The organism is Paenibacillus sp. 2TAF8 (assembly GCF_052114825.1).
GTDB lineage: Bacteria > Bacillota > Bacilli > Paenibacillales > Paenibacillaceae > Paenibacillus.
Genome location: NZ_JBFRFN010000010.1, coordinates 175,830 through 188,793, shown reverse-complemented (window position 1 = coordinate 188,793; position 12,964 = coordinate 175,830). Strand labels below are relative to the sequence as shown.

9 protein-coding genes are annotated in these 12,964 nt (G+C 48.5%); 7 read left to right on the top strand and 2 right to left on the bottom strand.

Going from position 1 to position 12,964, the window contains the following annotated elements; all coding sequences use genetic code 11:
• Window positions 1-198 precede the first annotated feature (198 nt).
• Window positions 199-1,833: a PucR family transcriptional regulator gene (locus AB4Z30_RS16995; RefSeq protein WP_441928425.1), complete on the bottom strand. Its 1,635-nt coding sequence runs from the start codon at window positions 1,831-1,833 to the stop codon at window positions 199-201.
• 168 nt (window positions 1,834-2,001) lie between these two features.
• On the opposite strand from AB4Z30_RS16995, the gene allC reads away from it, so the two are divergent.
• The 7 genes from allC (at window position 2,002) to AB4Z30_RS16960 (ending at window position 11,386) form a co-directional block, all read left to right on the top strand.
• Window positions 2,002-3,246: an allantoate deiminase gene (gene allC / locus AB4Z30_RS16990; RefSeq protein WP_441928423.1), complete on the top strand. Its 1,245-nt coding sequence runs from the start codon at window positions 2,002-2,004 to the stop codon at window positions 3,244-3,246.
• A 32-nt stretch (window positions 3,247-3,278) separates the two neighbouring features.
• Entirely contained in the window at window positions 3,279-4,508 is a 1,230-nt protein-coding gene (locus AB4Z30_RS16985; RefSeq protein ID WP_441928421.1) for a pyridoxal-phosphate-dependent aminotransferase family protein, read from the top strand.
• Between the two features lie 217 nt (window positions 4,509-4,725).
• The gene (locus tag AB4Z30_RS16980) at window positions 4,726-6,063 is read left to right on the top strand and encodes a uracil/xanthine transporter (protein ID WP_441928419.1); all 1,338 of its coding nucleotides are present in this window, start codon (window positions 4,726-4,728) and stop codon (window positions 6,061-6,063) included.
• Between the two features lie 2 nt (window positions 6,064-6,065).
• The gene (locus AB4Z30_RS16975) at window positions 6,066-7,370 is read left to right on the top strand and encodes an amidase (RefSeq protein ID WP_441928417.1); all 1,305 of its coding nucleotides are present in this window, start codon (window positions 6,066-6,068) and stop codon (window positions 7,368-7,370) included.
• Window positions 7,370-8,233 carry a fumarylacetoacetate hydrolase family protein gene (locus AB4Z30_RS16970; protein ID WP_441928415.1) on the top strand — a complete coding sequence of 288 codons (864 nt, stop codon included), beginning with the start codon at window positions 7,370-7,372 and terminating at the stop codon, window positions 8,231-8,233. The genes AB4Z30_RS16975 and AB4Z30_RS16970 overlap by 1 nt, the downstream gene beginning before the upstream one ends.
• A gap of 325 nt (window positions 8,234-8,558) precedes the next feature.
• Window positions 8,559-9,953, top strand: a complete 1,395-nt coding sequence (locus tag AB4Z30_RS16965) for an NCS1 family transporter (RefSeq protein ID WP_441928413.1) — start codon at window positions 8,559-8,561, stop codon at window positions 9,951-9,953.
• Between the two features lie 77 nt (window positions 9,954-10,030).
• Window positions 10,031-11,386 carry an allantoinase gene (locus AB4Z30_RS16960; protein WP_441928411.1) on the top strand — a complete coding sequence of 452 codons (1,356 nt, stop codon included), beginning with the start codon at window positions 10,031-10,033 and terminating at the stop codon, window positions 11,384-11,386.
• Window positions 11,387-11,461: 75 nt separating this feature from the next.
• Here the strand turns inward: AB4Z30_RS16960 and argH are convergent, their stop codons facing one another.
• On the bottom strand, window positions 11,462-12,865 hold the full coding sequence (argH, locus tag AB4Z30_RS16955; RefSeq protein WP_441928409.1) for an argininosuccinate lyase: 1,404 nt from the start codon (window positions 12,863-12,865) through the stop codon (window positions 11,462-11,464).
• Window positions 12,866-12,964 lie beyond the last annotated feature (99 nt).

The following is a 12,964-nucleotide window of genomic DNA, read 5'->3' as shown; positions in this document are numbered from 1 at the left end:
AAATGTGCTCATCATAAAAGCAGGCTTGAAATGAACCACTCTCGGTTACTAACAAATACCCCGGAGTTGCAGTTCATATCAGCCTGCTTTTGCATTGCCATTTGCTTAATCTATCTCTACATCTACATCTACACTTCATGTTGGTTCGAATTTAAATTCACATTACGCTTTCGACCAACAATCCATTCAGCTACTTTTTTACCACTCTGCTTTCCCATCTTCCGGCAGCAAAGCTTTGATCCGAAAGGCCATTCGCAGTCGCAACGTCTCTTCCGGGTCTTTCAAGCTGCGACCAATAATCTCCTCGCATTTCTCCAACCGATAAATTACGGTATTCCGGTGAATGTAAAGTCGCTTGGCTGTCTCGGCAAGATGACAGTGTGTTTCCAGATATACGGACAACGTATGAAGCAGCATATGATGATCCTTAAGTGTCTCGTCCTCGAAGCCTTGCATCGTATCCGCATAAAACTTCCTTAGAGGGTCATGAGGGATCAGACGCAGAATTTCAGATACTTCCTTCGGCTGATACAATTCAATAAAGCTTGTTTTCCCCGATATACTTCCGAAATAGAGCGCCTCATTGGCCTCTTTAAAAGATAAAGGAACTTGAGTAAGCAGCTGGGCATAACTACTGAGACCAAATGACAACTCCGATTCGTAATACATGGCTATTTTACGTTGTAGACGTTCCAGCAACTCGATAAAGAAAGGTTTGATCAGATCCCACTCTTCTACCAGCGGCATAAGTAGCACATAGGATCGGTCATGGGTGAATAGATATATCGGATGACGGAAGTTCCCGAGCTCCCCTTGAAGATGCTCGGCAATCTGATCCTGTTCTGCCTTGTACTGCATGAAAGTCGTCGTTCGATCTTTGCCGCTCAACTTGCCAACCGCACAAAGGTATCGTTGCTCGCTGGACAGTCCGAACTCCCGCGCCCGGCTTGCAATCTCCTCGTTGCTTGAGAAGACCCCTCCAATGAAGTTAGTAAAAAACTCGTTCTGGATCCGGCGCCGGTTCTGCTTCAAAGCATTGTCCTTCATTAATTCAAACGCAATCACGTTCGTTGCCTGCTCAATGGTCAGAATGCTTGAACGTTCAGACGGTGATACATACCCCGCAATACAGAGGAAGTGCAGCTGCCGATGGGTGTATACAGGAAACAAGGTTAACGTCTCACGTTCCTCCCCGAGCAGAGAAAACGCGGAGAACAGGGAAGGTGCAACATGAAATTGACCTCCACCGGATAACAGCACCTCCAGATGCGCTGCCGTTCTAGCAGGAACTCGGCCGAAGATCGGCTGGAGATATGGCCCCAGTAGAAACACAGGCAAACGCAGCAAGGAAGATAGTTGATCTAGCAGCTTCGGTATTCCTTGACCACTCATGATCTGCTGAGTGAACTGCCGATGGGTCTGTATCGCATTATGCAGCTCCGTTGTTCGCACATCGAGAATATGGCTCAGCGATTTATTGACAATATCACCAAGTGAAGGATCAACGGGAAGTTCCATCAGAGGCAGATCTAACTCATTTGCGAGCTGAACCGCTGATTCAGGGATGCTGCCGAGGAATCTTTTGCTTTTGATACCAAGCCCCGCGCATTCCTGGTGCCCCATCTCACGAATCAGTTCAAGCAACGCCGGCAGATCGTCCTTGAAGTGAAAAGCGGTCGTAATTAACAATTCATTTCTTTTTAAGTACGGAATGATATCAGGAGCATCCATCATATTGACGGTATGGACTTCCCTCTTCAAACCATCGTTTCCCCCTACTACGATTGTTCCGTTGAATACAGGCAGCTTCAACAGGTCACTCATTTTCATCATTCTCCACCCCTATGGTTAACATGCACAATGAATTCAGATATTCTTCTACATTTTCGTGAATGATTTTTAACTTTTTTTATTTTACGATGAATTAAACGCAATGCCAAGTTAATTAATCTAACATCGGTTGGAAAGCTAGCGCTGCCGGAATGGGGGATACTGCATTTGATGATTGAACAATCGAAACCATCTGCCTTGTCTAAGCAGATCGAAGAGATGGTCGAATGGCTGGCTTCGTATGGAAAAGACAACAGCGGCGGTGTGACCCGTTTGCTCTATGACCCGGCTTGGAGCGCGGCTCAGAAGGCGATCCAGGCTAGAATAGAACAACTCGGATTATCCGCACGTTATGACGATGTCGGCAATTTATTCGGCAGACTCTCTGGACGTGATCCTGAGGCTAACGTGGTATTAACCGGATCTCATGTTGATACTGTAATCGGCGGTGGCAAGTATGACGGAGCCTACGGAATCATTGCTGCACTCATTGCGGTGGAATATTTGTTGACACATCACGGCCTACCACTCAAACCCATTGAAGTGGTGTCGTTGTGTGAGGAAGAGGGCAGTCGTTTTCCCATGACCTATTGGGGCTCAGGTAACATAACGGGAATAAAAGACCGAGAGGCCGTTCACCACATCAAAGACATAAACGGAATACCGTTTGAACAGGCAATGCACGGGGCTGGCTTCGGACTAGGACTTCATCCACAGCCAACACGCAAAGACCTGGAATGTTTTGTAGAACTGCATATCGAACAAGGCCAGGTACTCGAACGGGAAGAGAAATCCATTGGTATCGTCAGTCACATCGTGGGACAACGCCGCTATAACATAACGGTATACGGTGAGAGCAATCACGCCGGGACAACACCCATGCAATGGCGTCACGATGCGATGTTTACCTCAGCCGAGTTGATCCGGTCGTTGATGCATCGGGCCAAAGCACATGAATCTGGACTCGTCGCCACGGTCGGTCGAATGGAAGTCAAACCGAATGTAGGTAATGTCATTGCACGCGAGGTCACTTTCAGTTTGGATATACGCCACAGTGATGCGGAGACGATTAAGCAATTTTGCGAGTCATGCTTTGGCGAATTTGAGATCATTGCAGCTGAACACGGAACACAGGTCGTATACCATAAATGGATGGATGAACCTCCAATTGCGATGGATAACACGTTGAACCAAACTACTGAGAATATTTTAAAAACCAGAGGAATCTCGTACAAAAAAATGACCAGCGGAGCCGGGCACGACTCACAGATTTTCGGTACGTATTGTCCAACTGGACTGTTATTCGTACCAAGCCAGGGCGGCATTAGCCATTCCCCTGCGGAATTTACCCATACGGAAGATTTACAGCGCGGAGTAATCCTGTTAATCGACCTGTTATATAAGCTGGCATACTGAACGAACAACCAGAAACCAGGAGGCGATATGAGATGACACAGTACCGGGAAATTCACGCACCTTTGAGAACGATTATGACACCAGGGCCAGTCGAAGTTGACCCTAGAGTTTTACGAGCCATGGCAACGCCCATCCTGGGACAATTTGATCCGGAATTTACCCGAATGATGAACGAAACCATGGACATGTTACGGCAGACATTCCAAACGACGAACCAGTGGGCCTTCCCGGTTGATGGGACTTCACGTTCTGGCCTGGAAGCTGTATTGTGTAGCCTGATCGAACCGGGCGACAAAGTGCTGGTCCCTATCTTTGGACGCTTCGGACATCTACTGACTGAAATTGCAGAACGCCACGGTGCCGAGCTTCATCTGATGGAATGCCCGTGGGGAGAAGTATTTGACCAACAAGCGGTGATTGATGAGGTAAAACGGGTTCAACCCAAAATTGTGGCCATTGTACATGGCGAAACCTCCACCGGTTGCATGCAGCCACTGGATCAAATCGGCCCGGCTTGCCGTGAACTCGGAGTATTGACGGTGGTTGATGCTGTCGCTTCCATCGGGGGCGCACCCGTCAAAGTGGATGAATGGCAGCTTGATGCCGTCATTGGAGGTACTCAAAAGTGCATTTCAGTACCTTCAGGTATGGCACCAGTCACCTATAACGAACGAGTAGAACGCATTCTGACAAGCCGCAAAAAAGTGGAACGTGGCGTTGCACTCGAGAGTGATCGCCGGGATGTCGCACACCCGATCCGCAGTAATTACTTTGATCTGAGCCAGTTGCAAGACTACTGGGGTCCACGCCGCTTGAACCATCATACGGAGGCCACGTCCATGTTGTACGCTCTGCGCGAAGGATTGCGCATTCTGCTGGAGGAAGGGCTTGAAGCACGTTTCGAGCGTCATCGATTGCATGAAAAAGCACTGATGGCAGGTATCCGAGGCATGGGGCTAGAGCTGTTTAATGATAAAACCTGGAAACTCCCGGTCGTCACCTGTGTAAAAATCCCTGCAGGCATTGATGGTGAGTCTGTACGCACTACACTTCTGACCCAGTTCGGTATTGAGATCGCCAGCTCATTCGGACCGCTACATGGGCAGATCTGGAGAATCGGTACCATGGGTTACAGTTGTCGGAAAGAAAACGTACTATTCGTCCTATCCGCACTGGAAGCTGTGTTAATCCGCCATAAAGCTCCGATTGTGATTGGACGCGGGGTTCAAGAGGCCCTCGACGTTTACGAGCACGCAGAATAAAGCTACCGGGTAAAGCTCTGAGGCATTATAATACCGCATAGAAACAGGGCTGTTTTCCAATTAGGATCAAGGCTATTTTTCAATATTGAAAGGATTCCGGGAACTGCCGGAATCCTTTTGTACAATTCAGACTTCGTTCAAGATATATCAACTGCATCACGGATTGCCTGAATGCATGGGAAACATTTTCAACGAAGATCCACACGGAAGGTGACACATGCTTAAAATCAACTGGCTACGCTCCGGACTGGGCGGGCTACAATGGCTATTTTTCTTATTTACTAACACAGTAGTCATACCTATTACAGTTGGGGCGGCATTTGCACTGCCCCAGGAACGAATTCAATTTCTGATCCAGTGTTCGTTTATCCTCACTGGAATCGCATGTGCTGTACAAGCATGGCTTGGACATCAAAGGTCCGTCATGGAAGGACAATCCGGATTATGGTGGGGCGTCATTCTAAGTCTCAGCGCGGCAGCACCCTCTCTGGGCATATCGCTGACAGAACTGGGCGGCAGTTTAGCCATCGGTATATTAATCTCTGGTGTGATCACAATCCTGATCGGTTTGTGTGGTCTGGCCACCCCATTATCCAGATTATTCACGCCAGGAGTCATGGCCGTCTTTATGTTCTTACTCGGTTGTCGGCTGAATATTATTTTCCTCGAAGGTATGATGGGCATTTCATCCGGCTCTTCCGATAAAGCATCTGCGATCCAGCCAGACGTTTTCCTTTTGGCTGCAGCAGTGGCTGTTTTCGTTGCTGTCTTATCAGCAAAGGCACGACCAGCAATTGCTCAGTATGCTTTGCTTATTGGCATTTTGGGTGGGTGGGCATTACACACGATGATCTTCAATAACCTAAGTGGAACAGCCCACTCGGGAACACTGGATGCAAGCTGGTTTCCGCTCGGAGAACCAACAGGCGGGCTAAACGCTGGTGTAATCGCGATTGCCGTCATAGCCGGCCTAATCAACACGTCGAATACGTTTGGTGCCCTGAAAGGTACAGACTCTATTTATGAGCAAGAAGCATCGAGCCGCCAGTATAAACGCTCTTTCACTATCAGCGGTATCCTTGCAGTGATATCCGGGATGATTGGGCTTGTCCCATATGCACCTTACGTTTCATCTGTTGGCTTTCTCCAGCAGACCCGTATCCGAGACCGGGTTCCATTTGTCATTGGTGGCCTGTTGTTTGCCGCTATCGGCCTAATTCCTGCTGTGAGTAGTTTACTCACACAACTTCCGCTCAGTATCGGGAGCGCTGTACTGTTCGTGACGTACCTTCGCCTGTTAGGTTCATCTCTCCAGTATTTCGGACAGATTCATATGGATTCGGCGAACCTCTACCGGACGGCTGCACCTCTATTCATAGGTATTATCGTTATGGGATTACCAGCGGAGATTTTTACTACCTTACCTCCATTACTGCGTCCACTCCTCGGAAATGGGCTATTGGTAGGCATTTTACTGGCCTTGTTGCTAAATCAAGTTCGCTCTCGCTCTTCCCTAAGTACACTGAACCCTAATATAAAAATGAAAGGGGAATAACTATGGAACTTCCAAACCAGAAACAGAAAGAAGCCGCAACACCAGCTCCCAATCAAAAGGCGGATCTGCTCCGGTCTAATTCATGGGGAGCCTATGTTAATGCCGAAATCAAATTGCCAGCTACCCACGCTGGCCCACTTAGTGGATTGACTTTTGCAGTCAAAGACGTCTTCGATATTCAGGGAAAAACAAGCGGAGCAGGCAATCCCGATTGGCTTCGCACACATGAGCCTGCAGAATCTACTGCACCTGCCCTGCTTATTCTATTGGAAAATGGCGCAAACCTCGAAGGCACAACACAGACGGACGAACTCATGTACAGCTTGAACGGAGAAAATGCCCATTATGGCACACCAACCAACCCCCTCGCTCCGGATCGGATTCCAGGCGGTTCATCAAGCGGATCTGCCGTTGCTGCTGCTGCGGGGCTAGTTGATTTCGCCATTGGAACGGATACGGGTGGATCCGTACGCATTCCCTCTGCGTATTGCGGTCTCTACGGCTTCCGCCCAACCCATGGAGCCGTCTCGGCAGAAGGTGTTATTCCTCTTGCACATTCATTCGATACAGTCGGCTGGATGAGCCAGAATCCAACGATTTTACGCAATGTAGGCAACGTCCTACTGAAAGAAAAGCATCTATTGAAGGAAAAAACATCAGAAATCACGTTAGGAATGACATCCGAAACAGAGATGAAGCCATTCTCTCGCTTCTTCATAGCGACAGAAGCATGGAACCTGCCAGAAGCTGAGGATCGTTCGATTCTTTTTGGGACATTACACCAAATGGAGGGCTGGAAGCCAGATGGCTATGAAACAATCGACCTGACGGAACCTGCCGAGAGTTTGGCGGACTGGTCCGCAGCGTTCCGCGTTCTCCAAGGGCTGGAAATTGCGCGTGAACACGGTAACTGGCTAACAAAGGAACACCCTACATTTGGCCCTGGTATCGCAGAACGTTTTGAGTGGGCCAGTTCCCTTGAGGAGTCTGCCAGCAAGGCCGAAGCGGAACTACGCGCTCGTGTACGGCGTAACCTCGTTCATTTGTTAGGAGACCATGGACTACTGGCCATTCCAACCGCCCCGGGCCCAGCTCCCCTTCTGGGACTAAAGGGTCCTGAAGCAGAGGCTTACCGTGCGAAAACGATGCAACTTTCCTGTATCGCCGGGCTCTCTGGCCTGCCTCAGGTTACAGTTCCTGTTCTCCGTCCTGATGGACTGCCCATTGGGCTATCTTTTATCGGCGGTACGAATACAGATCTTAAGCTATTGCAGTGGACAGCCAAACAATTTGCGGAAGAGGTGTGATGATGAAACTCGTAACGATTGAATATCAAGGGCGAGAGCAAGTTGCCTTGTACACGGAACGAGGTATCATTCCGCTGACGTCGCTGAATGAACAGCTTGGTATGAACTGGGATACAGATCTGTTCCATTTACTGCAAAAAAACCAATTCGCCACGCTGCATAACTGGTACAACAGTAACGGACAAGAGAAACTCCATTCACTGCCTTCTCTACCGGTGAATGAAGTGCCCTACCGTGCACTCTATCGCCGACCCGGAAAAATCATCGGTGTAGGCATGAACTATTGGGACAAAGCCATCGAATTATCTGGACGCCCACCCGAGGATGAACCCGTTATCTTTCTCAAACCTGACTCATCCCTGATTGGCTCCGGGGAAACGATTCGTCTACCGGTTGGAGCGGGGCAGATCACTGCTGAGGCAGAACTCGCGATTATCATCGGACAAACATGCAAAGAGATTGGTGAAGAGCAAGCAATGGGCGTTATAGCAGGTTACACAACCTCACTCGATATGACTGCCAAGGATATTCACGCCCGCAACCCCCGGTTCATGCAGCGTGCCAAAAGTTTTGACACGTTCCTAAGCCTTGGCTCTTCTCTTTCAACGCCTGATGAATACGAAAATCTGAACGAGCTGGAGATTCAAACGGTGCACAATGGCCATGTTGCCCACAGCAATACCGTTAATCATATGATCTTTTCTCCTGCGTACCTGATTTCTTTTCTGTCGAATGTGATGACACTTCATCCGGGAGATGTCATCTTAACAGGCACGCCGGGATCAGTCACCATTCAATCAGGCGATTTCGTTGGCTGTCAGATTGCTGGACTTAGGAAACTAGACAATAGGGTAGAGAACTAAAACCCGAACATTGTAAGGTTTTCCGAACATAAAAATGTGCTTTTCATGCCACTCTTCCTCAACATCACACACGATGTCATATTTTTTCATGCAAATTCAACAGAAATTACGATAACAATCTACGTTTTTGTCAATGAATTGTACAAACAAGATGATAAAATAAGAGATACAAAGAACAGGTAAGGATACATAACACTATTAAGTTATTTTATCTTACATGTTTTATATCATCTGTGGTGTGCAGACAGGAATGGATGGAATGACTCGTTAATTCAGAGATCGACCAGCCTTGCGGCACCCCATATCAAAGAGGAGTGGGGCAGATATGTCAACGAATTTGGCAGGACAAGTACTGGAACAGAGGCAGCTACACGAAGAAATCAGCATCGACGACTCTTTAAAACCGAAACAGGAGAGCGAGAGAACAATCGGATCAGTACCCTACATGTTCATGTGGATCGGGGATGGCGTGAACCTCGGTAACATGACCCTCGGAGCGAGCCTCATTGTTGCTGGTGTTGCTACGCTCAATGTGTTTCAGACATTTGTAGCCGCGATGATTGCCATTGGTATCATTTCCGTGATCTTTGCGATCAATGATCGTTTCGGTTATCGAACAGGCATCCCCTATGTCGTTCAACTACGCATGTCCTTTGGCATCAAAGGATCGATCATCTCCTCATTTTTACGTGGTGTACCCGCCATTGTCTGGTACGGTTTTCAGAGCTGGGTCGGGGCAACGGCCTTGAATGAAATTGTTAAAGTGTTAAGCGGCGGCGGCTTTGACAGTATTCCAATCTGTTTCGTCTTGTTACAGGCGGTTCAGATCGTCCTGTCCCTTTATGGATTTCATGCGATCAAGTGGGTGGAGACCCTCGCTTCCGTAGTCATTATGCTGGCACTTGTCTACGTATTCAGCTTATTGCTCAACTCCCACAGCACAGCCATTAGCGAAAACTGGGTAAATGCAAAAGGAACATGGGGACTCCCATTCTTCGCTTTCATTATGGTGTTCCTAGGTAATTATGCAGCTATCTTCCTCAGCGCAGGTGATTATTCCCGCGAACTTAAAAGTGGCATCAGTGATAAAAAGCGCAGCATGCTGTACTTCTTCCCTATCGTTATCGCTTACGGGTTCGTCCTCACCATCGGGGCAATGATGGCGGCAGCAACAGGCATTTCCAATCCAGTCAAAGCATTTGCTGTTATTGTGGACAACCCATATATCACCGTATTCGTTTCAGCCTTCATCGTGATTGGCGCAGTTGCCGTTAACATGGTTGCTAACATCGTACCGCCAGCTTATGTCATCTCGCTTGTTACCAAGCTCAAATACAAAGCATCTGTCGTCATCACTGGCTTACTTGCCCTCTGCTCCTTTCCGTGGGTACTCGTACAAGATTCCTCAGCACAAGGATTGAACACGTTCATTCTGATCTACTCTGCATTCCTAGGCCCCATTGTAGCGATCATGCTGGTCGAATATTACATCTTGCGAAAACAAAAGGTCGATACAGCAGAATTATATCTGGATAACGGCGATTTTAAAGGTTACAACCCTAGCGCCTTGTTAGCCATGCTGATCGGAGCCGGAGCTGCTTTCTTGCTCGTTGACATCGGCTGGATCATCGGATTCATCACGGCTGGCCTTGCATATCTGCTACTCAGTAAATTTGCTTTTAAAGGCTCTTCATTCAAAAAAGGTACGATCTACGAGTAAATACAAATAAAACACAGGCCTGACTCAACGATCCGAGCCATACAATGCAAATATCACCAAAGAGGAGAGGGATGGATATGGAACATTATGATCTGATCATACGTGGCGGAAATGTGGTGCTGCCAGACGGAGTCGCACAGGTTGATATCGGTGTGAAGAATGGCAAGATCGCGGCGATTACCACCACACTTGAAGGGGAAACTACACACGAGTGGAATGCCACCGGACAGCACGTGCTTCCAGGTATGATTGATGTACATGTGCACTTCAGCGAACCTGGCCGGGAGCACTGGGAAGGATTCACAACCGGATCTGCCATGATGGCTGCAGGCGGCTGTACCACCTTTTTCGATATGCCACTCAACGGAATCCCCTCCACAGTCACGGAAGAAGCACTACTGGAGAAGGCACGGATCGGCAATGAAAAATCTCTCGTTGATTTCGGCCTCTGGGGCGGGCTCGTTCCTGGTAACGAAGATGATCTGCAACCGTTAGCTGAATCTGGCGTAATTGGTTTCAAAGCCTTCTTATCTACCACAGGTAATAAAGAATTCGAAGCCGTAGATGATATGACGTTATTGACTGGCATGAAAAAGATTGCGGCTCTCGGCAAAATTCTGGCTCTGCATTCGGAAAGCGCGGCAATAACGAACTGGCTGAAAGCTGAAAAAGAGGCGGCAGGACTGGTCAGTGCCGATGACTATCTGGAGACACGACCGATCATCGCAGAAGTTGAGGCGGTTGAACGCGCACTCTACTACTCCGAAATTACAGGCTGCGCCCTGCATTTTGTTCATATCAGTTCCGCAGCAGCCGTGGCCAAAATCGAGGCGGCCAAAGCCCGAGGCATGAACGTCACCGTGGAAACTTGCCCACATTATCTGCTCTTTAACCACGATAGCTTGCGGGAAAAAGGTACGATCGCCAAATGCGCACCTCCACTCCGGGAAGCAGATGAACAGCAGCGGCTGATCTCCCTCCTGGCAGAAGGTAAATTCGATATGCTGTCTTCCGATCATTCACCATGCCCTTACGATATGAAGGACCCGAAAGATTATAATCTCTTTCAGGCATGGGGCGGAATCAGCGGTGGACAATTCACCCTGCTCTCGGCACTGGAACTTGCACTCGCAAATCATATTCCACTTGAACACGTCGCTGCTTGGACAGCTTTGAATCCGGCAACACGTTTTGAACTTGCAGATCGCAAGGGCAGTATCGCCATCGGAATGGATGCAGACCTTGCTATTGTAAATCTGAATGAAGCATTCACCGTGACGGAAGAAAACTATTATGCCAAGCATAAACAGAGCCTCTATATCGGGCATACTTTCCCCTCTAGTGTGGCAGGTACGATTGTCCGCGGACATGTTGTTGTGCAGGATGGCAAGGTGCTCCCCTCTGTAACAGAAGGCAGCTGGCAGAAGCCATAAGGCGGTAGGGAACGAAAAGAAGAAGCATGTCAGAGAGTACTCTCTCGAACATGCTTCTTTTTTTCGTATGGGTTCTTAACCCCGATTCTCTATCCACTGCTCAGTCTGTCCCAGCACCTTTTCACTACGAGAAATAGCTTCCGCCACTTGGTTAGACGCTGTTCCACCGTAAACATTACGAGCGTTAACTACTGCTTCAGGCTGTAACACAGCATAGATCCGATCATCGAACAGCGGTGAGAATTGCTTGAATTCATCAATCGTCAGATCAAGCAAATATTTGCCGTTCTGGATGCAGTATAATACCGTTTTGCCAATCACCTCATGCGCTTGACGGAAAGGCAGACCCTCACCTACGAGGAAATCGGCAATATCCGTTGCGTTGGAGAAGTCCTGATTCACGGCCTGACGCATGCGATCCTTGTTCACCGTCATTGTTGCGACCATCGGTGCAAACAATTGAAGTGCACCCTCTAACGTTGCTACCGTGTCAAACATGCCTTCTTTGTCTTCTTGCATGTCCTTATTATAAGCCAGCGGAAGAGATTTCAGCACCGTCAGCAATCCGATCAGATTGCCGTATACACGTCCTGTTTTACCACGAACAAGCTCAGGTACATCCGGGTTCTTCTTCTGCGGCATAATGCTGCTGCCTGTGCAGAACGCATCATCCAGCTCTACAAAACCAAACTCCGTACTGCTCCACAGTACCAGTTCTTCACTCAGACGGGACAAGTGAGTCATGATCAGGGAAGCGGCGGCCAGGAATTCCACGATGAAGTCACGATCACTTACCGCGTCCAGACTGTTCTCATATACRCCATCAAAACCAAGCTGCTCTGCTACAAAATGACGATCAATCGGGAATGTTGTTCCTGCAAGCGCTCCTGCACCAAGTGGCAGTACATTAATCCGTTTGTAGCTGTCCATCAGACGCTCCGCATCACGTTGGAACATGGATACGTAGGCCATCAAGTGGTGTGCAAACAAAATCGGCTGAGCACGTTGTAAATGGGTATAACCCGGCACAATCGTATCCAGATTATCTTTAGCCTGTCCGATCAGCGCTTCCTGCAAAGCATGCAGCATGCCAACAAAACCAACAACACGCTCACGTAGATACAAGTGCATATCGGTTGCCACCTGGTCATTCCGGCTACGGCCTGTATGCAGTTTACCGCCGACAGGGCCAATCGTTTCAATCAGGTTCTTCTCAATATTCATGTGGATGTCTTCGTCGGATACGGAGAATTCCACTTCACCTGCACGGATTTTATGCAAAACGGTAATCAGGCCTTCTTTGATCGTTTCCACATCTTCTGCCGGCAAAATTCCGCATTTGCCCAGCATCGTTACATGGGCCAAACTGCCTTGAATATCTTCTTCCGCCAATGCTTTGTCAAAATTGATGGATGCGGTATATTCTTCAACCAGATGGTTGGTTTGCTTCGTAAAACGTCCTCCCCACAGCTTGCTCACAGTGAGTATCCCCTTTCGCTCATGGACAAAGCCGCCCCTGCCAGAATGTGCAAGAACGGCCCGCCTTGTCAGTAATTATGATGTAGCGTGAACACACGC